Annotated in this window: 22 protein-coding genes and 1 pseudogene; 15 read left to right on the top strand and 8 right to left on the bottom strand. The window is 65.8% G+C overall.

The features are described 5' to 3' along the window. Positions 1 to 436: 436 nt before the first annotated feature. Positions 437 to 3223, bottom strand: coding sequence for a DNA polymerase I (gene polA / locus JJ918_RS11555; RefSeq protein WP_291887319.1), 2787 nt, complete (start codon positions 3221 to 3223; stop codon positions 437 to 439). A 139-nt stretch (positions 3224 to 3362) separates the two neighbouring features. Here polA and JJ918_RS11550 point away from each other — a divergent pair, with 139 nt between their 5' ends. Continuing rightward, complete coding sequence (locus JJ918_RS11550) at positions 3363 to 3635, top strand: type II toxin-antitoxin system ParD family antitoxin (protein WP_291887317.1); 273 nt, start codon at positions 3363 to 3365, stop codon at positions 3633 to 3635. A gap of 20 nt (positions 3636 to 3655) precedes the next feature. Continuing rightward, positions 3656 to 3916, top strand: a pseudogene (locus tag JJ918_RS17245) (type II toxin-antitoxin system RelE/ParE family toxin); the annotation flags it as partial. Here JJ918_RS17245 and JJ918_RS11545 read toward each other — a convergent pair. Together JJ918_RS11545 and JJ918_RS11540 are read right to left on the bottom strand one after the other, a co-directional pair. Beyond that, positions 3913 to 5448, bottom strand: coding sequence for an SLC13 family permease (locus JJ918_RS11545; protein WP_291887314.1), 1536 nt, complete (start codon positions 5446 to 5448; stop codon positions 3913 to 3915). The pseudogene JJ918_RS17245 and the gene JJ918_RS11545 sit on opposite strands and share 4 nt — an antisense overlap. A gap of 65 nt (positions 5449 to 5513) precedes the next feature. Next, the gene (locus tag JJ918_RS11540; RefSeq protein WP_271187463.1) at positions 5514 to 5711 is read right to left on the bottom strand and encodes a zinc-finger domain-containing protein; all 198 of its coding nucleotides are present in this window, start codon (positions 5709 to 5711) and stop codon (positions 5514 to 5516) included. A gap of 91 nt (positions 5712 to 5802) precedes the next feature. Here JJ918_RS11540 and JJ918_RS11535 point away from each other — a divergent pair, with 91 nt between their 5' ends. The 5 genes from JJ918_RS11535 to JJ918_RS11515 all read left to right on the top strand — a co-directional run bounded on the left by JJ918_RS11535 (position 5803) and on the right by JJ918_RS11515 (position 9334). Beyond that, the gene (locus JJ918_RS11535) at positions 5803 to 6762 is read left to right on the top strand and encodes an ABC transporter ATP-binding protein (protein WP_291887311.1); all 960 of its coding nucleotides are present in this window, start codon (positions 5803 to 5805) and stop codon (positions 6760 to 6762) included. A gap of 102 nt (positions 6763 to 6864) precedes the next feature. Next, a complete protein-coding gene (locus JJ918_RS11530) occupies positions 6865 to 7245 on the top strand; it encodes a hypothetical protein (RefSeq protein ID WP_291887307.1) in 381 nt (126 codons plus the stop codon). A 55-nt stretch (positions 7246 to 7300) separates the two neighbouring features. Beyond that, positions 7301 to 7594, top strand: coding sequence for an autorepressor SdpR family transcription factor (locus JJ918_RS11525; protein WP_291887305.1), 294 nt, complete (start codon positions 7301 to 7303; stop codon positions 7592 to 7594). Continuing rightward, entirely contained in the window at positions 7591 to 7995 is a 405-nt protein-coding gene (locus JJ918_RS11520) for a hypothetical protein (protein ID WP_291887303.1), read from the top strand. The genes JJ918_RS11525 and JJ918_RS11520 overlap by 4 nt, the downstream gene beginning before the upstream one ends. Positions 7996 to 8116: 121 nt before the next feature. After that, positions 8117 to 9334 carry a GTP-binding protein gene (locus JJ918_RS11515; RefSeq protein ID WP_291887301.1) on the top strand — a complete coding sequence of 406 codons (1218 nt, stop codon included), beginning with the start codon at positions 8117 to 8119 and terminating at the stop codon, positions 9332 to 9334. Here JJ918_RS11515 and JJ918_RS11510 read toward each other — a convergent pair. After that, positions 9331 to 9513, bottom strand: a complete 183-nt coding sequence (locus tag JJ918_RS11510) for a hypothetical protein (RefSeq protein ID WP_271187460.1) — start codon at positions 9511 to 9513, stop codon at positions 9331 to 9333. The genes JJ918_RS11515 and JJ918_RS11510 overlap by 4 nt on opposite strands. Positions 9514 to 9577: 64 nt before the next feature. Here JJ918_RS11510 and JJ918_RS11505 point away from each other — a divergent pair, with 64 nt between their 5' ends. The 3 genes from JJ918_RS11505 (at position 9578) to JJ918_RS11495 (ending at position 12752) form a co-directional block, all read left to right on the top strand. Beyond that, positions 9578 to 10486, top strand: coding sequence for a GNAT family N-acetyltransferase (locus JJ918_RS11505; RefSeq protein ID WP_291887298.1), 909 nt, complete (start codon positions 9578 to 9580; stop codon positions 10484 to 10486). 61 nt (positions 10487 to 10547) lie between these two features. Continuing rightward, positions 10548 to 11120: a hypothetical protein gene (locus JJ918_RS11500; RefSeq protein ID WP_291887295.1), complete on the top strand. Its 573-nt coding sequence runs from the start codon at positions 10548 to 10550 to the stop codon at positions 11118 to 11120. Positions 11121 to 11213: 93 nt separating this feature from the next. After that, the gene (locus JJ918_RS11495; protein WP_291887293.1) at positions 11214 to 12752 is read left to right on the top strand and encodes a sodium:alanine symporter family protein; all 1539 of its coding nucleotides are present in this window, start codon (positions 11214 to 11216) and stop codon (positions 12750 to 12752) included. Positions 12753 to 12814: 62 nt separating this feature from the next. On the opposite strand, the gene JJ918_RS11490 is transcribed toward JJ918_RS11495, so the two are convergent. Further along, positions 12815 to 13180, bottom strand: a complete 366-nt coding sequence (locus tag JJ918_RS11490; RefSeq protein WP_291887290.1) for a VanZ family protein — start codon at positions 13178 to 13180, stop codon at positions 12815 to 12817. 61 nt (positions 13181 to 13241) lie between these two features. Here JJ918_RS11490 and bioB point away from each other — a divergent pair, with 61 nt between their 5' ends. After that, positions 13242 to 14234, top strand: coding sequence for a biotin synthase BioB (gene bioB / locus JJ918_RS11485; protein WP_291887287.1), 993 nt, complete (start codon positions 13242 to 13244; stop codon positions 14232 to 14234). A gap of 28 nt (positions 14235 to 14262) precedes the next feature. After that, positions 14263 to 14538 carry a 4a-hydroxytetrahydrobiopterin dehydratase gene (locus JJ918_RS11480; protein WP_291887284.1) on the top strand — a complete coding sequence of 92 codons (276 nt, stop codon included), beginning with the start codon at positions 14263 to 14265 and terminating at the stop codon, positions 14536 to 14538. 10 nt (positions 14539 to 14548) lie between these two features. On the opposite strand, the gene JJ918_RS11475 is transcribed toward JJ918_RS11480, so the two are convergent. Then, positions 14549 to 15031 (bottom strand): hypothetical protein, encoded by a 483-nt coding sequence (locus JJ918_RS11475; protein WP_291887282.1) that lies wholly within the window; start codon positions 15029 to 15031, stop codon positions 14549 to 14551. Positions 15032 to 15123: 92 nt separating this feature from the next. Here JJ918_RS11475 and JJ918_RS11470 point away from each other — a divergent pair, with 92 nt between their 5' ends. Genes JJ918_RS11470 through JJ918_RS11460 form a run of 3 tightly spaced genes read left to right on the top strand, consistent with a single transcriptional unit; the run spans position 15124 to position 20606 of the window. Then, positions 15124 to 15846, top strand: coding sequence for a hypothetical protein (locus JJ918_RS11470; protein WP_291887279.1), 723 nt, complete (start codon positions 15124 to 15126; stop codon positions 15844 to 15846). Next, positions 15737 to 17344, top strand: coding sequence for a DNA polymerase Y family protein (locus JJ918_RS11465; RefSeq protein ID WP_291887277.1), 1608 nt, complete (start codon positions 15737 to 15739; stop codon positions 17342 to 17344). The genes JJ918_RS11470 and JJ918_RS11465 overlap by 110 nt, the downstream gene beginning before the upstream one ends. Then, positions 17328 to 20606: an error-prone DNA polymerase gene (locus tag JJ918_RS11460; protein WP_291887274.1), complete on the top strand. Its 3279-nt coding sequence runs from the start codon at positions 17328 to 17330 to the stop codon at positions 20604 to 20606. Before JJ918_RS11465 ends, JJ918_RS11460 begins: the two co-directional genes overlap by 17 nt. Before the next feature lie 24 nt (positions 20607 to 20630). Here the strand turns inward: JJ918_RS11460 and JJ918_RS11455 are convergent, their stop codons facing one another. Together JJ918_RS11455 and JJ918_RS11450 are read right to left on the bottom strand one after the other, a co-directional pair. Next, entirely contained in the window at positions 20631 to 21977 is a 1347-nt protein-coding gene (locus JJ918_RS11455) for a PepSY domain-containing protein (protein ID WP_291887271.1), read from the bottom strand. Beyond that, the gene (locus JJ918_RS11450; protein ID WP_291887269.1) at positions 21974 to 24028 is read right to left on the bottom strand and encodes a TonB-dependent receptor; all 2055 of its coding nucleotides are present in this window, start codon (positions 24026 to 24028) and stop codon (positions 21974 to 21976) included. Before JJ918_RS11450 ends, JJ918_RS11455 begins: the two co-directional genes overlap by 4 nt. Positions 24029 to 24052 lie beyond the last annotated feature (24 nt).

Below are 24052 nucleotides of genomic sequence, written 5' to 3'. Positions count from 1 at the left end.
ATCCCGTTGGTGGAGGCAAGCGCCTCACTTTACAGCGAAATCTCCCCCCGGCGAGCGCAGCTCCCCCGGACAAGCCGGGGGATGACGGTGCGTGGGAAGGGGGAAGGTGACGGGGATAAGTGCGAGATCGCGGCCACCGCGTCTTATGAACCGGGCCCTGACTGAAGCCTGCGCCCGCGAAAGCGGGTGTCAGGGTGACGGTGGAATGTAGCGGCACTCTCACTCTCTCTTCCAACATCTCGATTTTTCCCGGACGAAGGCCTGCGAAGGCAGGCTGCAGATCCGGGACCGACCGAAAGTCGTTTCAAGCGATGAGCTTCCCGCAGATCCCGTCACTTCGCCCGGCCTTCGCCGGGCGTCCGGCCGGGAAAAACGGGAGAGGTGTTTAGGGTGGTGGTGCCCTGCGCTCCCTCTCCCCCAATTGGGGAGAAGAAAGTTAGTGCGCCTCGGCCCAGCTCTTTCCGGCTTTCGCGTCCACATCCAGTGGCACGCTGAGCTCAACCGCCGGGGCGCACGCCTCGCCCATTACTTTTGAGGCCAGATCGATCAGGCGGCCGGCCTGGTCTTCGGGGACTTCGAAGACGAGTTCGTCGTGGACCTGGAGGAGCATGCGGGCGTCGAGATTGGCGGCGCGGAGGGCGTCGTCCATGCGGATCATGGCGCGGCGGATGACGTCGGCGGCGCTGCCCTGGATCGGGGCGTTGATGGCCTGGCGTTCGGCGAACATGCGCATGTTGGGATTCTTGTCGCGAATGCCCGGGAAGTGGCAGCGGCGGCCGAAGACGGTTTCGACATAGCCGGTATCCTTCGCCTCCTTCTTCATGCGCTCCATATAGTCGGCAATGCCCGGGAATTTCTCGAAATAGGCGTCGATGAAATTCTTCGCCTCTTCACGCGAGACGTCGATCTGGTTGGCCAGGCCGAAGGCGGAAATGCCGTAGATGACGCCGAAATTGATCGCCTTGGCCTTGCGGCGGACCATCGGGTCCATGCCCTCCACCGGCACGCCGAAGACCTCCGAGGCGGTCATGGCGTGGATGTCCTGGCCGTCGCGGAAGGCCTGCTTCAGGCTCTCGACACCGGCAATATGGGCCAGCAGGCGCAGCTCGATCTGGGAATAGTCGGCTGCGACCAGCACATGGCCGGGCTCGGGGATGAAGACCTCGCGGATCTTGCGGCCGGCCTCGGTGCGGATCGGGATATTCTGCAGGTTGGGCTCGGTCGAGGAGAGACGTCCGGTCGTGGTGGCGGCCAGCGAGAAAGAGCCGTGGATGCGCTTTGTCTTCGGGTTGATGTGGTCGAAGAGCGCGTCCGAATAGGTCGATTTCAGCTTGGCATATTGCCGGTATTCCAGCAGCGCGACGGGCAGGTCATGGCCTTCGGCGGCCAGCTGGTCGAGCACGGCCGCATCGGTGGACCAGGCGCCGGTCTTGGTCTTCTTGCCGCCGGGCAGGCCCATCTCGCCGAACAGGATCTCGCCGATCTGCTTGGGTGAGGCGACGTTGAAGTCGCGCCCCGCCGCTTCGTGCGCCGCGGCCTCGGCGGCAGCCATTTTCTGCGCGAAGTCGGAGGAGAGCTGGCGCAGCTGGTCCGGATCGACCTTCACGCCCACCCGTTCCATGTCCGAGAGGACCTTGGCCATCGGCCGTTCGAGTGTCTCGTAGACCGTCGCCTTCTTCTTGGAGACCATCGCCGGCTTGAGGATTTCCCACAGGCGCAGCGTGACGTCGGCATCCTCGGCGGCGTATTGCGTCGCCTTGTCCAGCGGCACCTTGTCGAAACTGATCTGGTTCTTGCCGGTGCCGCAGATCTCCTTGAAGGCGATGCATTGATGGCCCAGGTGAAGCTCGGCCAGCTCGTCCATGCCATGCCCGTGCAGACCCGCCTCCATCACGTAGGAGATCAGCATCGTGTCGTCATAGGGCGCAACATCAATGCCGTAGCGGGCGAGGACGGAGAGATCGTATTTGAAATTCTGGCCGACTTTCAGAACGGCCGGATCTTCCAGCAGGGGTTTGAGGGCCGCGATGGCGTCGTCCATCGGGATCTGGTCGGGTTTCTCGCCTGTGTCGAACATGTCGCCGGAACCCTCCGGGTCGACATGGGCGAGCGGGATGTAGCAGGCCTTGCCCGGCGCGGTGGCGAGGCAGATGCCGACCAGGCCGGAGGCCGTGGCCGAGAGGGCGTCGGTCTCGGTATCGACAGCGATCACGCCGGCGGTACGGGCCTTCTCGATCCAGGCCTGCAGCTGTTTCATCGTGGTGACGCACTCATAGCCGTCACGGTTGATGGGGGCGGTGGCATCACCCGTCTCGTCGGCGACCGGTCCGCCCAGGGCTTCTTCGACCTTGCGCGTGAAGGTGCGGAATTCCATTTCTTTCAGGAATTTGACCAGGGTTTCCGCATCCGGATCGGTGATGCCGAACTCGTCCATTTCGTCGGTGACGGGCGTGTCGGTCTTCAGCGTGACCAGCTGGCGCGAAATGCGGGCATCCTCGGCATGGGCGAGGAGTTTTTCACGCCGTCCCTTCTGCTTGATCTCTTCGGCGCGCGCCAGCAGCGTGTCGAGATCGCCGTATTCATTGATCAAGAGCGCGGCGGTCTTCACGCCGATCCCGGGCACGCCGGGGACATTGTCGACGCTGTCGCCGGCGAGCGACTGGATGTCGATCACCCTGTCCGGCCCGACGCCGAATTTCTCGACGACCTGCTCGGCTTCGATGCGCTTGTTCTTCATCGCGTCGAACATGTCGATCCTGTCCGAGACCAGCTGCATCAGATCCTTGTCGGAAGAGACGATGGTCACCTTGGCGCCCTTCGCCTCGGCCATGCGGGCATAGGTGGCGATGATGTCGTCGGCCTCGTAATTCTCCAACTCGATACAGGGCGTCCCGAAGGCGCGCGTGGCGTCGCGGATGATGGAGAATTGCGGCACCAGGTCTTCCGGCGCCGGCGGGCGGTGCGCCTTGTACTGGTCGTAGATATCGTTGCGGAAAGACTTGCCGGAATGGTCGAAGATCACGGCGAGGTGGGAGGGCGCGTCCTCGCCCTTCAGGTCTTCGAGCAGTTTCCAGAGCATGTTGCAGAAGCCCTGTACCGCACCCACCGGCGTGCCGTCCGACCGGGTGAGCGGCGGCAGGGCGTGATAGGCCCGGAAGATATAGCCCGACCCGTCGATCAGGTAGAGGTGGGAGGTCTCGTCGAGGGGCTTCTTGATGGCCATGGGGCTCTCTCTCGCTTGGGTCGCCGCGAGGTTAACGCGGTGCGGCCAGGAGGTCATCGGTGGAGTGCGGTGGGGATGTCTGCGCACGGGGGCGGCGTGTGTGTTATGATAATAATTATCCAGTCACGACGAGACCGCCATGCCCAGCTCCTACTCTCTCGGCGAACGCTATGAAAAGATGATGGAAGATCTCATCGCCTCCGGCCGCTTCAACTCGAAGAGCGAGGTGCTGCGCCATGGCCTTCGCATGGTGGAGGAGAGCGAGGCGCGCTATCTCACCGAGCTGGAAGAGCTGCGCGAGGCGGTGCGGATCGGCATGGAAAGCGGACCCGGCATTCCGGCTGAAGAGGTCTTCGCCGACGTTGAGGCGCACCTCGCGAGGATCGCCGCCGGGCGCGAACAGGACAAATGAAGCTGTAGTTCGCGCCGGCTGCCAGAGCGGATCTTTTTGACATCGCTGACTATATTGCGCGGGACAATCCGGCTCGCGCGGTCAGTTTCGTCGAAGAGTTGAAGGCCGTTTGCACACGGGCGGCCGCTTTCCCCGAAGCCGCCCCGATGAGGCCGGAAATTGGGGCGGGCATTCGGGTCCTGTCTTATGCGGCCTATCTTGTTCTCTACCGGGCTGGTGCAGACGCGCTTCGGATCGAGCGCATTGTGCACGGCAGCCGCAGCCTGCCCGATAGCCTTTAGCCTCCAAAGCCCAGCATCGCCGCGGCCGAGCCGACACCGGCGATCGCCAGCACGGCGAGCAGGTTGAGCCGGAAACCGGCCTTGATCATCTGGCCCTGGGTGACGGCGCCGGAGGCGTAGACGATGGCGTTGGGCGCTGTGGCGACCGGCAGCATGAAGGCGGCCGAGCCGGCGATGGCGACCGGGGCGATGAGCTGTTCGGCGGGCACGCCGGCTTCCACCGCGATAATGCCCAGCACGGGCATGAAGCCGGTCACTGTGGCGACGTTCGAGGTGAGTTCGGTCAGGAAGACGATCACGGCGACGATGACCAGGATCAAAAGCGGGGTGGGCAGATCGGTGAGGAAATGCATCTGGCCGCCCAGCCAATCGGCGAGGCCGGTGGCTGTAAGGGCGGCCGCCAGGGAGAGGCCGCCGCCGAACAGGATGATGACATTCCAGGGCAGGCGGGCTGTGTCTTCCCACGCCATCAGGGCCGTACCGCGGCCTTCGGTGCGGCAGCCGGACGGGATAAGGAAGGCCGCGAGTGCGCCCATTACGGCGATCTGCGTATTGCCCAGGCGGATATCGACGGGCAGGCCCAGCGTATCGCCGATCCAGCCGAGAAGCGGATTCCAGCCCCAGTTCCACTCGCCGGCCGGAATGCCCGGGATCCAGGAGATAAGGAAGCTGGGCAGCGTGGCGCCCATCCACAGGATGGCAACCGTGCCGAACAGGGCGGCGACGCGCAGTTCCGGCATCGTCATGCGGCCCAGCTTGCCCAGCTCCTCCATCACCAGATCGTGCGCCGCGCCGCTGGCGCGCTCGCCCTTGAGGGAGAAGGCCCAGCGCGTCAGCACGAACCAGGCGGCCGGAATGATCAGCGCGACAACGGGCAGGCCGACACCCATCCAGCTGGCGAAATCCAGCGTGCGGCCGAATTCGTTCTGAAGGAAGCCAAGGCCGATCAGATTGGTCGGCGTGCCGACCGGGGTCGCCATGCCGCCGATAGACGCTGCGTAGGCGATGCCGAGGGCGAGGGCCGGGGCGAAGAATTTCGTGGTCACGCCTTCGCGTTCCACTTCGGCCGCAACGCGCAGGGCGATCGGGATCATCATCAGCGTCGTTGCCGTGTTGGAAATCCACATCGACAGGAGCGCCGAGGCCAGCATGAAGCCGGCGATCAGCGCGGCCGGCTGGCCGCCGAAACGGGCAACGACATTGAGCGCGATCCGGGTGTGCAGGTTCCAGCGCTCGATCGACAGGGCGACGATGAAACCGCCGAGCAGCAGCATGACGATCGGGCTGGCATAGGGGGCCGTCGCCGCACCGGTGGAGGTGATGCCCAGGAGCGGGAAAATGGCGATGGGAATGAGCGCCGTGGCGGCAATCGGGATGGCTTCGCTCGCCCACCAGCTCGCCATCAGGAGGGCGAGCGAGGCCAGCAGCCAGGCTTCACGCGAAAGCCCGTCCGGAACCGGAATGAATTGCAGGAGGACCGCCAGCACGAGGCCGGTGATCAGCCCGATACGCTGGCTGGCGGTTTGACCCAAAGACGCCTCCCCAGTCGTCTTGTGTGATCGGCGTCTTGCGGCCCTTGCGGGTTATGACCGCCCGGTCAGGCGGTCGGGTCCTGCGCGGAACCCTTCTTCACGAAGCGGCGGTCGCAGTATCCGCACTCGACAAAGTCGTCCTCGCCCATTTCCAGGTAGATTTTCGGATGGCCGAGCGCACCGCCGCCCCCGTCGCAGGCAATGCGATGGTCTTCGGTGACGATGACTTCCGGCGGCGGAAAGGCGTTGCTGGCGTCGGCCATTGAAAAGCCCTCATGGACAGACAGCGGGACGATCCCTAGGTATGACGCCTAGTTATGGCGCTTGACCCCGTCCCGTCAATTCCGAGGCGACATGTCCGACAGTTCTTCCATGCCCGAATTCGCCCTTGAGGCGACCGATCTGCGCAAGACCTATGCGGGGTCGAAGAATGCGCCGCCCAAGGAGGCGCTGAAGGGCGTGGACCTGAGGGTTCGCCGGGGCTCGATCTTCGGCCTGCTGGGCCCGAACGGCGCCGGCAAGTCGACCTTCATCAATATCTTTGCCGGTCTTGTGAACAAGACGTCGGGCACGGCGAAGACCTGGGGGATCGATATCGATCGCGACAGCCGCGCAGCACGCGCCGCGATCGGCGTGGTGCCGCAGGAAATCAATATGGACGTCTTCTTCACGCCCCATGAGACGCTGGAGCTGATGGCCGGCTTCTACGGCGTGCCCAAGGAAGAGCGGCGCACCGACGAACTGCTCGAAGCGGTGGGGTTGTCGGACAAGCGCGACGCCTATGTGCGGCAATTGTCCGGCGGCATGAAGCGGCGCCTCCTGGTCGCCAAGGCGATGGTGCACACTCCGCCGGTTCTGGTGCTGGACGAGCCGACGGCCGGCGTGGATATTGAGCTGCGGCGCCAGCTCTGGGCCTATGTGCGCGAGCTGCATGCGCGGGGCACCACGATTGTCCTGACGACGCACTATCTGGAAGAGGCCCAGGAGCTGTGCGACGAGATCGCCATTATCGACCAGGGCGAGGTGATCGCCTGCGAGCCCAAGGAAACCCTGCTCAAGCGCATGGATTCCAAGACACTGGTGATCGATCCGGTCGATCCCCTGACGGCCGTGCCGGCCGAGCTGGCAGGATATGATGCGGAAATCCGCGAGGATGGTTCGCTGGCCATCACCTATCGCTATGGCGAGCAATCGGTGGCCGAGATGATCGAGAAATTCCGCGCCTCCGGGGCCCGGATCGACGATCTGCGCACCGAGGAAGCCGATCTGGAAGACGTCTTCCTGGCGCTGACCTATCGTCGCGAAAGCGCCTGAGGCGGGATGCGGCCGGGCCCAGTCCCGCCGGGACTGCCCCTTTTCCGGCATGATTGCAGCGCAGTCTGATCGCGGGTCCCGAGGGGCCGAAGGGAGGTCGATATGCGCATCCATCCTGTCCGCCGCGTTCTTGCGATCATCGTCGCTGCGCCGGTCTTCGTATTCCTCGCCTGGTTTTTCGGTGTCTTCCTGCAGCCGCAGGGCCGGCTCGGCGCGGGTTTCGCCGCGGGACTGATCGCGCTCAGCGCCCTTGCCGCCTTGTGGATCTATGCCTGGGTGGTCCGGCCGGGACCGAAACTGCGCTTCCGCAATCGCGGTGTCGACGGGGTCGACAAGGACTGGGGTGTCGGCTTGGCCGGCTATGCCCAGCACCAGGATGGCCGCCGCCGGCGTGACGATACGGACGGCGACGATCTGGGCGGGCGCCGCTCCTCCGACGATGTGGACGGCGATGGCGATATCGAGGATGGCAGCCTCGCCTGACAGGGTCGTACCACCCGATTTGACTTTATTTAGATAATTGGCTAATTATCTAAATATGAGCGATGTCTTCAAAGCCCTGGCTGATCCGACGCGCCGCGAGGTGCTGCAGCGGCTCAAGGCCGGCCCGATGAGTGCGGGCCGGCTGGCCGAGGCCTTTCCGGTATCCAAACCCACCATGTCCGCGCATTTTGCCGTGCTCCGGCAGGCCGGGCTCGTCACCACGCAGAAGGACGGCACGTCGGTGATCTATCACCTGAATGTCTCCGTCCTGGAAGAAGCCCTGCTGGGCTTTGCCGGCGTGTTCGGCCTGGGCAGCGGCGCCGCATCCCCGCAGGAGGAAAAATCATGATCACCCGTTCCATCAAGGGCTCGCTGGCCCTCGCCGGCGGCCTCATTCTGGCGGCCATTCTGTTTGCTCTGGCCGCCCGCCAGGGCTGGATCGGGGACAACATGGACACGCGTCTCGTGCAGGCGCTGATCGGTGCGATCCTGGTTGTGTTCGGCAATGCGGTCGGCAAGCGCGAGCCTGGCGCAGAGACGCAGCCCGATCCGCGGCCGGGCCTGGCGGCGGCGCGCCGCTTCTTCGGCCTTGCCCTGGTGATCGGTGGCCTGGTGCACACGCTGTCCTGGCTGTTTGCCCCGCTGGAGATCGCCAACACGCTGTCGATGGCCGCAGTTATCCTGGCGATGCTGATCGGGCTGGCTCGTGTTGCGTGGAGCCTTCGGCGGCCGGGGGCCAGCACAGAATAAGCCGGCAGGTACCGCCGTTTGATCCGCAATCAATGAGGAAAGGCTGCACAGGGCTTGAGTCGGGCAAAATTGAAACGTTATAACGTAAATATCGTTACTTTCTATCCAGCAGGCGACCCTGATGCAGACCGACAAGCTTCCCGTCACCGTTCTTTCCGGCTTTCTGGGGGCAGGAAAGACGACCCTGCTCAACCGCATTCTGAACACGCCGCACGGCAAGCGTGTCGCCGTGATCGTCAATGATATGAGCGAGGTCAATATCGATGCCGAACTCGTCCGGGCCGGCGGCGCTTCTGTGTCACGGACCGACGAGAATCTCGTCGAAATGTCGAATGGCTGTATTTGCTGCACCCTGCGCGAGGACTTACTCGAAGAGGTCACGGCGCTCGCCCTGTCGGGCCGGTTCGACTACCTGCTGATCGAGTCCACAGGCATTTCCGAGCCCTTGCCTGTGGCCGCCACCTTCGAGTTCCGCGCCGAGAACGGCGCATCGCTCGGCGACATTACCCGGATCGACACGATGGTGACCGTGGTCGACGCTGCCAACATGCTCAATGACTATTCCAGCTCCGATTTTCTGCGCGATCGCGGAGAGGTCGTCGATGGCGAGGACGACCGCGCGCTCGTCCAGCTGCTTGTCGACCAGATCGAGTTTGCCGATGTCATTGTCCTGAACAAGATTTCAAACGTGCCTGAAGGCCAGCTGGAAACCATCCGGGCGATCTTGGGAGGGCTCAACCCCGATGCGCGCGTGATCGAGACCGATTACGCCGATGTGCCGCTCGACGAGGTGCTCGATACCGGCCGGTTCGACTTCGAGCGTGCGCACGAGCACCCGCTCTGGGCCAAGGAGCTGTACGGATTTGCCGATCATGTGCCGGAGACCGAGGAGTACGGTATCGGACATTTCGTCTATCGCGCGCGCCGTCCTTTCGATCCGGGGAAGCTGCAAGCCCTGTTCAACACGCCCTGGCCGGGTGTGGTGCGGGCGAAGGGGTTTTTCTGGATCGCGACCCGGCCCGATTGGCTGGGCGAGATCAGCCAGGCTGGCGCGCTCGTGCAGAATGAAGGCATGGGCCGCTGGTGGGCGGCCGTCCCTCGCGATCAATGGCCCGATGGGTCGCAATTCTCGACCTATCTCGAGGCCATGTGGGACGAGGACTATGGCGACCGGCGCCAGGAGATCGTCTTTATCGGTATCGACATGGATGAAGCGGCGTTACGCGCGATGCTGGATGCCTGTCTTGTCGATCCGGGACGGGACGAGACAACGGGGCGCATCGTTGCCCGCAGGGACTTGCTTGATCCCTTTCCGGCCTGGGGCCAGGTGGCTGCCTAGGCCAGGCACCACAGCCCGGTGCATACGCCGAAAAAGACCTGCATGGCCAGGTCGAGCAGGCCCGTCACCACCAAGAGCGGGACGCCGACATAAAGAAACACCAGCCAGACCGCCATCAGGGTCGGGCGCGGCTCGGTGATGCGGTGTCCCATCACACTCTGGGCTTTTCTGGAAAACACGGTCAGTCTCCCGCGGGCAGTTCGGATCAGTTCCTGTTAACCGTGATTCCCTAACGCTTTGCCCATGCGACTCGACCCCGACATCAACAGGATCACCTGGGATATCGCCCTGATGAGCCGGCCGGCTGCGCTGCAGCAGGACTGGAGCTATGGCGAGGCGGTGACTGCCCTTGGCGGTAAGGTCAGGCGCGTCGGCATCCTGGACGGCAATACGCTGGTGGGACTGGCGCAATTCACGACCCGCCGGATCGGCGGTGTCGTGCAGATGGCCCTGTGTACGCGGGGTCCGGTCTGGCTTGAGGATATCGATCCGGCCGGCAAGGCTGCAGCGATAAAGGCCCTGCGCAAGGGGCTGGGGCTTGGCTGGCCGCGCCTCACCCTGGTCTCGCCCGATAGCGAAAGCGCCGATGGCATGGCTGGCCGCAGCCGGGTTATGACGGGCCATTCCACCGTTCTGCTCGATCTGAAACAGGATCTGGAAGCCTTGCGTGCCGGGCTCGAGCAGAAATGGCGCAACCGGCTGAATGCAGCGGAGAAATCCACGCTCAAGATCCAGCAGAACGGCACCAAGCTCGCCCAGTACCGCTGGTTGCTCGACACTGAAGAGGGCCAGCGCGCCAGCCGGGGATACCGCGCGACGCCGGCCGCGCTGGTGCCCGCCTATGCCGATGCCAGGGGTGACCGCAACAGCGTGCTGATCCTGCGGGCCGATGAAGGGCGTGCGAAGACCGCTGGCATGCTCTTCCTCGTCCATGGCTGCGCTGCCACCTATCACATCGGCTGGAACGATCCGTCCGGCCGGGCATCGGGCGCCCATAATCTCATGCTCTGGCAGGCCATGGACCTGCTGCGCCAGCGCGGTGTCGTGCAGCTTGATCTGGGGGGTGTGAACACCGTCTCGGGCGCCGGGATTGCGCGCTTCAAGATCGGTACCGGCGGGCGTGTGGTCACCCTTTGCGGCACTTTCCACTAGTATTCGCTGGCTCAATTCCCCGTGATCGGCCTAGAGTGATCCAAGGCTCTGGGGAAACACGATGAAAAAGACGATCGCCGGTCTTGCGGCCTTTCTTTTGCTGGCGGCCTGCGGCCCCGAATCACAAACCGCCGCCGACATGCCGGTCATCACGGTTTTCGGTGCGATCGAGACCGAGCCGACACGGGCGGCGATGGATCCGGACATCGAGCCGCTTTTTTCCCAGTATGGTCTTGTATTCGAAGCAGCAGCCGAGCTCAGCTGGTCGCAGCTGGCTGCGCTGGAACAGCACCGGATCGACACCGACTATCCCGCCGGCGGGCCGGTGCGGCATTTCTCGGGGCCGCTGCTGCGCGATGTGCTGGATCTGGTCCGGCCGCGCGAAGAGGAAATCATCGTCACGGCCCTGGACGGATACCAGCGATCGATGGCGCGTATGACGCTGGATGTGCATGACGTGATCCTGGCGATCCGCCTGGACGGCGATCCGATCCCGCTGGGCGGCTTCGGGCCGGCCATGATTGTCTGGCCACGCGCACAGGATCAGGCGCTCAACGGCATGCCCGACGATGACTGGGTCTGGGGTGTCTTCGCCATTGAAGTGCGTGCGGAAAGCGCGTCTCTCGCCCCCTGATCGTCCGGGTACCGCGGACCTTTTGCACAAAGCACCTCCCCAAAACCGGCTGCAGTCCCTAAGGTGGCCGCGAACCGGTTTCGGGGGAGAGACATGGACGTATTTTTCGACGGGGTCACGACCTTCAGTGACTTCCTGTGGGGCGGGACCTGGGGCGATACGCGCATCCTGCCTGTCGGCATCATCACCATCGCCCTTCTGGGCACGGGCCTTTTCTTCATGCTGCGGCTGGGCTTCCGCCCGCTGCTGCGGGTTTTCCCGGCTTTCGGCGAGCTGTGGAGCGGCCGCAAATCGACGGGCGAAGGCGAGATCACGCCCTGGAACGCGCTGTCGACGGCGCTGTCAGGCCAGGTTGGTACCGGCAATCTTGCCGGTGTCGCGACCGCCATCACGCTGGGCGGTCCCGGCGCCATCTTCTGGATGTGGGTGACGGCCCTGTTCGGCATGGCTGCGGCCTACGCCGAATCCAGCCTCGCCGTACGTTTCCGGGAACGTCACCCGGACGGCCAGTTCCATGGCGGCCCGATGTATTACATCAAGAACGGCCTCGGTAAGAACTGGGGCTGGCTCGCCGTTCTCTTCTGCATCGGTACCGTCCTGTCGGCCTTTGCGACCGGCGGCATGATCCAGGCGAACTCGGTCACCCAGTCGGCGCTGGAAGCGGGCACCTCGCTCGGCTTCGAACTGCAGAACTGGATGGTCGGCATCGTGCTGGCCGCGCTGGTCTTCCTGGTGATCATCGGCGGCATCAAGTCGATCGGCAATCTGGCCGGCAAGGTCGTGCCGGTGATGGCGGTGGCCTATGTGCTGTGCGCCCTCTTCGTTCTGATCACCCATATCGACCATATCCCGGGCGCCTTCGGCCAGATCTTCGGCCAGGCCTTTGGCTTCGGCCAGGCCGCCGGCGGTCTTGCCGGCTATGGCGTGCTCGCGGCGGTGCGGGCCGGTGTGGCGCGCGGCCTGTTCTCCAACGAGGCCGGTCAGGGCTCGGCCCCCATCGCCCACGCGGCCGCGCAGACCAAGAACCCGGTCAAGCAGGGCGAGATCGCCATGCTGGGCGTGTTCATCGACACGCTGGTCATCTGCACGATGACGGCGCTGGTTATCCTGGTCGTCGAGGGTGCCTACCCCAATGACGACGGTACGACGGCGGCCTATGCCTGGCAGGCGACCTCGCTGGAAGCCTCGGCCATCACCACGGCGGCCTTCTCGAACGGCATGTTCGGCGGCGCCTGGGTGATCCTGGCGGCGCAGGCCCTGTTCGCCTTCACCACCATTATCGGCTGGTCTTACTATGCCGAGACCTCGCTGACCTATGTGTTCGGCGACTGGGCGGCCAAGCCGTTCCGCTATCTCTGGGTCGCAGTCGCCTTCGTCGGCACGCTGATCCTGAATGTCGACGGGCTGTGGCGTTTCGGCGATGTCGCGAACTCCTGGATGCTGCTGCCGAACGTGGTGGCCCTGCTGATGCTGTCGGGCGTGGTGGTCTCCATGACCAAGCGCTTCGACAAGACCGGCGAGCTGCCGCCGAACTGGGCCGGCGACGACTGGGGCACGACCGAGACCCCGGACGACACCATCACCGCCGTATCGCCCGATGGCAGCGGTGAAGACAGCAAGCCGAACGCCTGATTGCCGGGTCTTTGGTGAAACAGGATCAGGCCCCGCTCCGGCGGGGCCTTTTCTTTTACCGGTCAGGAAGCCGTGTGGTCCCAGCGGCGAAGCCCGTTGAACAGGCGGATCAGGGCAAAGCCTGCCAGGATGCCGACCGCATCGGCAATCAGGTCGGCGAGCGAGGCAACGCGCCCGGCGTCCAGGGCATCCTGGGCGAGCTCGATCCCGAAGCCATAGGCCAGCAGGAGCAGCGCGATCAGCCAGCCGGCCAGCTGCGGCCAGGCCAGGCGGGACACAATTGTCAGCGCCAGAAAGGCGGCGGCATGTTCGATCTTGTCGGAACCGAGCAGGCTGCCGGGCAGGTCCGGAGCCGGTTGCAGGGCCAGATCGGTGATGACTACCACGGCCACGACCAGCACGATCCGCGCCGCCCAGCGCAGTGTCATGTCTGGACGCGGCGCGCCACTGTTTCTAGGTTCCCTTGTCATTTTCCGGGACTGACCTTTCATGACCACACTGCTCAGCGACATCGACCTTCTGGCACAGCCCCGCATGGACTGGACGCGTGAAGACGCGGCCCAGATCTATCGCGCACCGTTCGGCGATCTCATCTTCGCCGCCCAGTCTGTGCACAGAAAGTGCCATCCGGCCAACCAGATCCAGACCAGCCAGCTGCTTTCCATCAAGACCGGCGGCTGTGCCGAGGATTGCGGCTATTGCAACCAGTCCGCCCATTTCGACACCGGGCTGAAAGCGTCCAAGCTGATGCCGCTGGACGAGGTTCTCGATGCGGCAAAGAAGGCGAAGGATGGCGGGGCGACGCGCTTCTGCATGGGCGCGGCCTGGCGCGAGCTGAAACCGCGCGACGAGGAGAAGGTCTGCGACATGATTACCGGCGTGAAGGCGCTGGGCATGGAGACCTGTGTGACGCTGGGCATGCTCGCCGACGGTCAGGCCGAGCGTCTGCGCGATGCGGGGCTGGATTATTACAATCACAATCTCGACACCGCGCCGGAAGATTATGGCCGGGTGATCTCGACGCGCACCTATCAGGACCGTCTCGACACGCTGTCGCGCGTGCGCGGGGCGGGCATCCATGTGTGCACCGGCGGGATTGTCGGCATGGGCGAGGACGAGAGCGCCCGAATCGGCCTTTTGACCGAGCTGGCCTCGATGGATCCGCATCCGGAAAGCGTGCCGATCAACCATCTGGTCGGCGTGGCCAATACGCCGCTGGGCGATTCAAAGCCGCTGGACGGGATCGAGTTTGTGCGCACCATCGCCACGGCGCGCGTCCTGATGCCGAAATCCATGGTCCGCCTGTCGGCCGGCCGTGAGGGCATGAGCCAGGAATTGCAGGCGCTGTGCTTCCTGGCGGGCGCCAATTCGATCTTCGTCGGCGAGGAATTGCTGACCACGCCCAATCCGGGCGAAAGCGAGGATTTCGATCTGTTCCGGGCCCTGGGTATCGAGCCGATGGCCCTGCCGGCAGCGGAATAGACGCAGCAAGCAGAACGGGAGATCGCAGATGGAGCGTATCGGAGCAGAAGCCGCCCTCAAGGCGCTGACCGGCTGGTCCGCGGTCGAAGGCCGCGACGCCATCCGCAAGGTCTTTGAGTTCGAGGACTTCAACGCCGCCTGGGGCTTTATGAGCCGGGTCGCGGTGAAGGCCGACAAGGTCGATCACCACCCCGAATGGTTCAACGTCTACAACAAGGTGGACGTGACCCTGGCGACGCACGACGCCGATGGTGTGACGCAGAAGGATGTCGATCTGGCATCCTTCATGGACGCGATCGTCTGAGCAACAGCCGTCAGTCGGCGTGGATGATCACCATGCCGATGAGAACTTCTGCGCCTTCTTCACCCAGGGTGATGTCGGTCGCTTCCTGCAGGATCTGCGCGATGCGGTCGGCATCCGGCACGTCGCCGAAGCGATAGCTCATGCCGGTATAGGCGCTCAGCCCCGAAACCCAGGCATTGCGCAGGCGCGGCAGGTAGCGCTCGGCGCGGCGGCGCAACTCCGGATCGGCGATCTCCAGACCGGCCTCGATCTGCAGCAGGCCGCGGGCGCGGTGATTGGCCTGCACGGTCGCCGTCAGCGGCGGCAGGGGCATGTAGGTCTGCGACGGCGTGATCATCCGCCGGCGTGTTTCCTCGCCCTGGGCCGGCGCGTGGCCGCCGCCGCCGCCACCTCCTCCGCCTCCACCCCCGCTGGCAGCAAGGGCCGGACCGGTTGCCGAGGCCAGCAGGACGGCCACGAGGCCGCAGGTCAGAAGGGATCGCGAGCGTGTCATGCCCCTGTCCTAGCAGGCGGCGGTAAAGGAAGCGTTCCTGTTGCAACTGCAGGGCTCTTGACTCTTTCCGGCGTTGGAACAAAAACAGAACAATGAGCCTGAAGCCGGATATTCTGGCCCCCGTGGCGGGGCATGATCTGCCCTTTCCCTACGGGCTGGGCGCGGCCGGTGTGCACGAGCTGGCCGAGGCGGGGTTCGGGGATTTCCCGGCACTGACCGGGCTGGCCCTGGCGGCGGTCCGCGATACGGGCCGTACGGGCGGGCTTGTCTGGATCCGTCAGGCGGCGCTGGCGCGGGAGCACGGGCGGCTTAGCGGGCGGGGCCTGGCCGGGTTCGGTGTCGATCCGGGGCGTATGCTCCTGGTCGAGGCGAAGGGCCGGATGGAGGTCCTGCAGGCCGCCGAGGAGGCCTGCAGGGCGTCCGGTCTCGCGGCCGTGATCGCCGAGCTGGATGACATGGATTTCACGGCCTCGCGGCGGCTGGGCCTGGCCTGCGAGGCCAGCCGGACGCCGCTGGTGCTGATCTTTCCCCATACGCGGTCGGGGGCAACGGCCGCCCAGGGGCGCTGGCGGGCTTCGGCCCGGCCATCCGCTCCGCATGAACACGATGCGCGCGCCCCGGGGCGGCCGGCCTGGCGCGCCATCCTGGAAAAGTCCCGCCTGCAGCCGGGCAAGGCGGGACGGGTCTTCGACCTGGAGTATGAGGATGCGACGCCATGTCTGCGTCTGGTTTCCCGACTGGCCGCTCGACCGGCTGCGCCGCAGCCGCGCCGGATCGGTGCCGGCCTTGCCGGCGTCTGGCGCGACACCGGATGATCAGGCGGGAGACACGCCCTTCGTCCTGACCGAGGCCGGGCGGAACGGCCTGCGTGTGGTCGCCGCCAATGATGCGGCGCGCAGTGCAGGTGTGGAACCGGGTCTGCGTTTTGCCGATGCCCGCACCCGGGCGCCCGAACTGGCGGCCGAACCGGTCGACCGGGCTGCCGATGCCCAGGCGCTGGAAAAGCTGGCCCTGTGGATGGAGTGCTGGTCGCCGGCGATCGCCGTTGCGGGGGTCGACAGCATCCTGATCGACATGACCGGCGGGGCGCACCTGTTCGGCGGGGAAGACGCCATGCTGGATCATATGGAGGTCCGGCTGAAACGGGCGGGCCTGCCGGTCCGGCTCGGCCTGGCCCCGACCCTGGGCGCGGCCTGGGCGCTGGCGCATGAGGCCTCCGGGACAAAGACCGGACGGCGTGTGGACGAGGCCGGGCTGAAGCCGGGGCTGGCCGACCTGCCCATGGCAGGGCTGCGCCTGTCCGATGCCAGCCTCACCCTCCTGCGCCGCTTTGGCCTGACGCGCATCGGCCAGCTCTACGGTATCGACCGCAAGGCGCTGGCACGGCGCTTTCACTCTGTCAGTGCAGCCGATGCCGTACTGACCCGGCTGGACCAGGCGCTGGGACTGCGGCCGGAACCGCTGGATCCGCTGCGTGCGCCGCCGGATCATTCCGTGCGCCTGCCCTGTCCGGAAGCGCTGCTGCATCCGGACGGTATCCGGGCCGGGCTGGCGCGCCTGGCGCCGGCCCTGTGCGAACGGCTCGAGGCGCACGGTGAAGGCGCCCGGCGTTTCCGGCTGGCGATTTTCCGCAGCGATCAGAGCGTCGCCGCCGTGACGGCCGGTGCCGCACGGCCGGTACACGATCCGACCCATCTGCTCACCCTGTTCCGCGACCGGCTGGACGGGCTCGATCCCGGCTTCGGCGTGGAATTGATGGAGCTGGAGGCGGCGGGAACGGGTCCGGTCACGCCGCAGGCCCGGCCCCTGGATGCGGTTCTGGCTGGCGATGGCCCGGATGCGGCAGGTCTGGCGGTGCTGGCCGACCGGATCACGGCGCGGCTGGGCGATCGTGTGGTGAAAATCCTGCAGCCGGTGGAAAGCCATCTGCCCGAGCGTGGCGAGGACCTGGCCGTCTATGACGGCGAACTGCCCGACTGGCAGACGGCCACGCCGCCCGGACCGGCGCCGCGTCCGCTGCGCCTGTTCGAACGGCCGGAAAGCCTGGAGGTGATCGCGGAAATTCCCGACGGCCCGCCCATGCGTTTCGTCTGGCGCCGCATCGTGCACCGGGTGCGCCGTGCCGACGGGCCGGAGCGGATTGCCCCGGAATGGTGGCGCGCCGGCGCGTCCGGTCCGGGCGGGCGCCGGGCCCGCGACTATTACCGGGTCGAGGACGAGGAGGGCCGGCGCTACTGGATCTTCCGCGAGGGGCTCTATGGCGATGGCCGTGGCGGGCCGCCGGCCTGGTTCATCCATGGCCTGTTTGCGTGAGGCGGCGGCGATGACCGGTTATGCCGAACTCCTCTGCCTGACGAATTTCTCCTTCCTGCGCGGCGCCTCCCATGCCGAAGAACTGGTGGCGACGGCTAAGGCGCTGGGCCTGTCGGCGCTGGGCGTTTGCGACATCAACACGCTGGCCGGTGTCGTGCGGGCGCATCTGGCTGCCAAGGAACAGGGGCTGCGCCTGCTGGTGGGTGCGCGGCTGCGTCCGTCCGACGGGCCGGACCTGGTCTGCTATCCCACCGACCGGGCCGCCTATGGCCGCCTCTCCCGCCTGTTGTCGCAGGGCAAGACCGGGCATGCGGTGGGCGAGGTGCCCAAGGGCGAGTGCCATATCACCGTCGCGGACATTATCGCGCACGCCGAGGGACAGATTTTCATCGCCGTGCCGCCGGATGTGCCGGGGCCGGATTTCGAACCGCTTCTGGTCCGGCTGGCGGGTCTGTGGGGCGACCGGCTCTATCTGGCGGCCGTGCACCGCATGACGGGTGGCGACCGGGCGCGTCTGGGGGCGCTGGAGGCCCTGTCCGGCCGTACCGGTGTGCCGCTCGTCGCCAGCCAGGACGTGCTCTACCACACGCCGGCGCGGCGTCCGCTGCAGGATGTGCTGACCTGTATCTGCGAGGGCTGTTCGATGGAGACGGCCGGTTTCCGGCTCAACGCCAATGCCGAACGGCATATCAAGCCGCCGGAGGAGATGGCGCGCCTGTTCACCGGATTTGCCCCGGCCCTGGCCCGCACCCGCGAGATCGTCGCGCGCTGCCGCTTTTCGCTGGACGAGCTGTCCTATGTCTATCCCGACGAGCCGGTGCCCCCCGGTCGCACGCCCCAGGAACACCTGGTCGCCCTGACCTGGGCCGGGGCGCATACCCGCTATCCGGAGGGCATCCCCGACAAGGTCGCCCGCCTGGTTTCGCGGGAACTCGAGCTGATCGAGGGGCTCGACTATCCGGCCTATTTCCTCACCGTGCACGACATTGTCGCCTGGGCCCGCGCCCAGGGCATTCTGTGCCAGGGCCGCGGTTCGGCGGCCAATTCCGCGGTCTGCTTCTGTCTCGGGATCACCGAGGTCGATCCGGCCCGCTCCAGCCTCCTCTTTGCCCGCTTCCTGTCGAAGGAGCGCAAGGAGCCGCCGGATATCGATGTCGATTTCGAGCATGAGCGGCGCGAGGAGGTGATCCAGTATGTCTATCGCCGCTATGGCCGCGAGCGGGCGGCGCTGACCGCGACGGTGATCTGCTACCGGCCGCGCTCGGCCCTGCGCGACGTGTGCAAGGCGATGGGCCTGTCCGAGGATGTCGCCACGGCGATGGCCAGCACGGTCTGGGGCAGCTGGGGCCGCAAGGTGGATGGCGATCATATCCGCAAGGCCGGTCTGGATCCGGACAATCCGGCGGTGCGTCTCGCCCTGCGCCTGGCGGGCGAACTGATCGGCTTTCCGCGCCATCTCTCCCAGCATGTCGGCGGCTTCGTGCTCACCCAGGGCCCGCTGGTGGAGACTGTGCCGATCGGCAATGCCGCCATGGACGAGCGCACCTTCATCGAATGGGACAAGGACGATATCGATGCGCTGGGCATCATGAAGGTGGATGTGCTGGCCCTGGGCATGCTGTCCTGCATCCGCCGCGCCTTCGACATGCTGTCGCTCTACAAGGGCGAGGACTGGACCATGGCCGCCCTGCCGCCGGGCGACGAGGCCGTCTATGACATGTTGTGCCGCGCCGACAGTCTGGGTGTTTTCCAGGTGGAAAGCCGGGCGCAGATGTCGATGCTGCCGCGTCTCAGGCCGCGCAATTTCTACGATCTGGTGATCGAGGTGGCGATCGTGCGGCCGGGCCCGATCCAGGGCGATATGGTTCACCCCTATCTGCGCCGCCGCAAGGGCGAGGAAAAAGTGGTCTTTCCCAGTCCCGACCCGGAGCACGGCCCGCCGGACGAGCTGGAACAGATACTCCGGCGCACGCTGGGCGTTCCGCTCTTCCAGGAACAGGCGATGCAGATCGCCATCGATGCCGCCAAATTCACCCCCGACGAGGCCAACGGGCTGCGCCGGGCGATGGCGACCTTCCGCAAGCTGGGGACGATCGCGAATTACGAGGCCAAGATGGTCGAGGGGATGACCGCACGCGGCTATTCCGAGGACTTCGCCCGGCGCTGTTTCGACCAGGTGAAGGGGTTCGGCGATTACGGTTTCCCGGAAAGCCACGCGGCCAGTTTTGCCCTGCTGGTCTATGTCTCCTCCTGGCTGAAATGCCATCATCCCGACGTGTTCGCTGCCGCGCTGCTGAACTCCCAGCCGATGGGGTTCTATGCTCCTGCCCAGATCGTGCGCGATGCCCGCGAGCACGGGGTCGAGGTGCGGGCTCCCGATATCAATCATTCCGGCTGGGACTGCACGCTGGAGCCTTCGGAAACCGGCGATTTCGCCCTGCGCCTGGGCCTGCGGACGATTGACGGGATGCGCGAGGCTGATGCGGTGCGGCTGATGGAGATGCGGGGTGCCGGCTATGCCGACCCGGCTGCCTTGCGCCGGCGGGCGGGACTGGACCGGGGCGCCATGGAGCGCCTGGCTGCGGCCGATGCCTTCCGCTCGACCGGGCTGGACCGGCGCCAGGCCCTGTGGGTGGTGCGCGGCGGAGCGAAGGATACCGGCCTGCCGCTGTTCGACCGGGCCGATACGGACAGTTTCGGCCATGAGGACCGGGTCGCCCTGCCCGCCATGCCGCTGTCGGAGCATGTGCTACAGGACTATCAGACCACCGGCCTGTCCCTGAAAGCCCACCCCATGCGCTTCCTGCGCGAACGCTATGCGGGTATGGGGTTGGTGCCGACCCGCTCGGCCAATGCCCGGCCCAGTGGCAGCTGGGTGAAGACCGGTGGCGTGGTTCTGGTGCGCCAGCGCCCCGGCACGGCCAGTGGCGTGGTTTTCATCACGCTCGAGGACGAGAGCGGCATCGCCAATCTCGTCGTCTGGCCGCGCGTTTTCGACCTCTATCGTCCCGTCGTCATGGGGGCACGCATCCTGGCCGTGCGCGGCCGGGTGCAAAGCGCCGACAATGTCACCCACATCGTCGCCGAGGAGCTCGTCGACCGCACCGACGACCTCTATCGCCTGTCAGAGGATGCCCAGCGCCGCGCCCTGGACCGGGCCTTGGCCCCGACCGACGAGGTTGCCCGCCCGGTCAGCCGCGACCCCCGCGGCCGCCATCCCCGGAATGTGAGAGTAATCCCGAAAAGCCGGGATTTTCATTGAGGGTGGCGGCCTGTCCCCGCCGCCTTAACGGCCAAGCCGCACGATACCGGCTTCGATTGCGAGAATGCCGGCCAGCACCAAGGCGGTGAGCGGCGCCAGCAGCGAGATCATGAGCAGGATCAGAGAGACGCGCCGCCACGTATCCGGAGAGGCAAGTGGGGCCGGGGCCCAGCGTCTGCCGGCCGGACGGCGTGCCCACCACATCGCGAAACCGGATATACTCATGGCCAGAACGGCCAGGCAGGCCAGGACATTGACCAGGATATTGACCGGTCCGGCATTGCCCTGGTGCAACGCGATCCCCGCCGCCATCGCCTTGCCGCCAAGCGAGTACTCCGCAAAAGCGGCATCGCCCAGGACGGCGCCGCTGGCCGGGTCGATATGCACGGTACGATCCCGGCGCGGATCGCGGATGTCGCCGCTCATCGTGGTGGCTGAAATCGTGAAGACGCCCAGTGCCCCGCGCGGCAGGAGAATACGGTAGCCGTCAAACCCCTCACTCTGCGCAAAGCGAACGACATCGTCGAGTGTCACCGGCGTGGCATCCGGCCGCGCTTGCCCAGGCAGGGGCAGCGGTGTGGTTTCCAGCGCCCAGGGGATGATCCGCGCGCCCGGCCTGTTGAGCGCGGCATGGCGCGCTTCGCCGGCCGGAGCCGCGAAACGTTCGGCCGGGAAGGCGCCCCAGGCCTGGGTCAGCCTGCCGCCCCAGACCGGTGTCCAGGCGAGGCCGGAGACGAGGAAGAAGAGCAGGACGAAGGAGACCGACACCCCGGTCACGCCGTGCAGGCGCCGCCACAGGCCGCGGCCCGGCGCGGGCCGCGTCTTCCGGCCTGCCGGCCAGTAGAGATAAAGTCCGGTCCCGAGCAGGAGAATGCCGAACCCGGCGACGATCTCCAGTAGCACATCGCCCACCTCCCCCATCAACAGCGTGCCGTGCACCGATTGCGCCCAGTCGGCGAGCGAACCGCCCAGTTCGCTTTCACCCAGAATCTCGCCTGTATAGGGATCGGCAAAGCTGACCCGGCCGGCGGGTGTGTGACTGGTATGCTCTTCACCGCCATGTGCCATGACGGTGTGAAGCTGCACACTGCGATCCGCGCCCTGCGGGACGATATAGGCTTCGACCGTGCGGTGAGGGTCCCGGGCCAGAACCGCCGACACGATCTCGGTCGCCGGTAGCCGGGCTTCACCCGCCTCCACGACGAGACGGTCATGGTGGAACAGGTGGTCGGCCGGTGTCTTGAGCACGATCGCCAGCCCCGTCAGTGCCGCCATGACAAAGAAGGGGATGACAACGAGGCCGGCATAGAAGTGAAAACGCCAGACGGCGGCATGATGCCGCCGCCCCTGCGTCTGACGGGCCGGACTCATCGACCGGCTCCGCCGAAGCCGATGCGCACACCGGCGTAGACGGCCCGCCCCTCGCCCGGCGAGAAGACACCGAGATTGGCCGCCGGATCGCTGGCATCGGCCAGGGTCGAATAGTTCAGCACATAGCCTTCATCGCCCAGATTTCGGGCTTCGGCAAAGACGGTGATTGCGGGCGTGAGATCGTAGGACGCCTCGACACCGTAGAGCTCATAACCCGGCACTTCGAACGTATTGGCATAATCGAGGAAATTATCGCCTGCCTGTATCGTGACGTTCGGCACAAGACGGAAGCGCCCGGTCTCTATGACAACCTCCAGGCGTCCGAAATGCTCCGGCATGCCGGCGAGGCGATTGTCGCCGTAGATTGCGTCGCCGTCGAAATTGAAGTCATTCCAGGCCCACGACACGCGGGGCGTGACAGTCAGCCCGGAGGGGCGCTGGATCAGCTGGTATGCGGCAAAGATCTCGAAGCCCTGGTGCACAGTGTTACCCGCATTGAAGATGGCGGCGGGTATGCCCGGCGTTGTCGTGAAGGCGACGAACTCACCCTCGATCTCCTGGCGATACAGCGCGGCTTCGAATGTGAAGGCGCCCTGCGAACCCCGCGCGCCGATCTCGTAGGAGACGGCATCCTGCGCCTCGATCGGCTGGAAGCCGGCAATCCCGCCCTGTGTCAGATCGCCGAATGTCGGCGGTTCATAAGAGGCCGAGACATTGGCGAACAGCTGCATCGTGTCCGACAGGGCGTAGAGCAGGCCGAATTTCGGGCTGAGATGGGAAAAGCGCGTGTCCGCATTGCCCGCCGGGTTGAGCCGGTTGGTATAGTCCCGTGTCGTCTCCAGGTGGCTGAGCCCGGCAATCGCCCAAAGACCGGGCACCAGCTCGATACGGCCCTCGGCAAAGGCTTCCACTGTGCCGGATTCCTGCAGCGCATCACCGATCTGCGGGCCTTCGACACCGTTGAAATTCAGCAGTACGCCGGCATCGGTCGACGTATCGCGCAGGCGCAGCCCGGCCGACCATTCCGCAGAACGGCCTGCCAGCGCACCCGTGCCCTCATAGCGCAGGAAGGCCGAATAGTCCTCGGCGTCCTGGACGACAAAGACCGGGACCGGGTGAAAGAGTGTGCGTTCTGCCGCGGTGCCCCCGAAGCGGATCGTGCCGTGGCCGAGATCGACCGTCGTGGTCATGAAGCCGCGTACCGAGTCGATGTCGCGTTGCCAATTCTGGGCGATGGCGCCGGGATTGGCGGCATCCGGCGTGCCCAGCGCATCCTCCAGGCTCAGCGATCCCGCGAGTTCCTGATCGGCATCGTTGAAGAACACGCCGGCCCGGGTGTGTACCCGGTCGGACCACGCATAGCCGATATTGACGTAGAAACGCTCATTGTTCTGCTGCATGTGATCGCGGAAACCGTCCTGGCGCTGCCAAGTGCCGGCGGCGAAGGCGTCGAGGCGGCCGAAGTCATGTGCGGCATGGCTGTGGACACGGGTCGAACCAAAAGAGCCGGCCTCGAGCCGCACACCGTAGGGCGTGGCGGCATTGCCCGCGGTCAGGGTCTCGACCTCGATGGCGCCGCCCAGTGTTGCCGCGCCGACGCGGAACGCATTGCCGCCCTTCAGCACATTGATGTGTGACGCGAAGAGCAGGTCGAACTCCTGCAGGTCCCCGAAACCGTCGGCGGCGTTCATCGGCACGCCGTTGAGCAGGACTTCAACACCCCGCAGGTGGACATTCTGGGCCAGGCCCGATCCGCGAACGGACAGCCGCCCGTCCTCGCCGCCGCTCGGCTGCATGATCACGCCGGGCGTCAGCGCCAGGGCGTCGCGGAAGGTGGCTGTGTAGCGGTTCTGGTAGGCCTCCAGGGGAACGACGTCGATATTGCCCGGGCGGCGGGCCTTTTCGGCGAGGGCCGCCGTGAGGGCGTCAAGCCGCTCGCCGGTAACGATGACGATGTCTTCCGGCGCCGCGGCGGCGTCCTGGGCAAAAGCGGACGGACAGGCGAAAGCAAGCGGCATGATGGCCGCTGCGAGAAGCAGTTGGGTACGCATGAAATTCTCCGGTGATGACAGGAT

This window comes from Maricaulis sp. (assembly GCF_017642925.1).
Lineage (GTDB): Bacteria > Pseudomonadota > Alphaproteobacteria > Caulobacterales > Maricaulaceae > Maricaulis.
The sequence above is the reverse complement of the archived record's forward strand: the minus strand, read 5'-3'. Positions and strand labels throughout refer to the sequence as shown.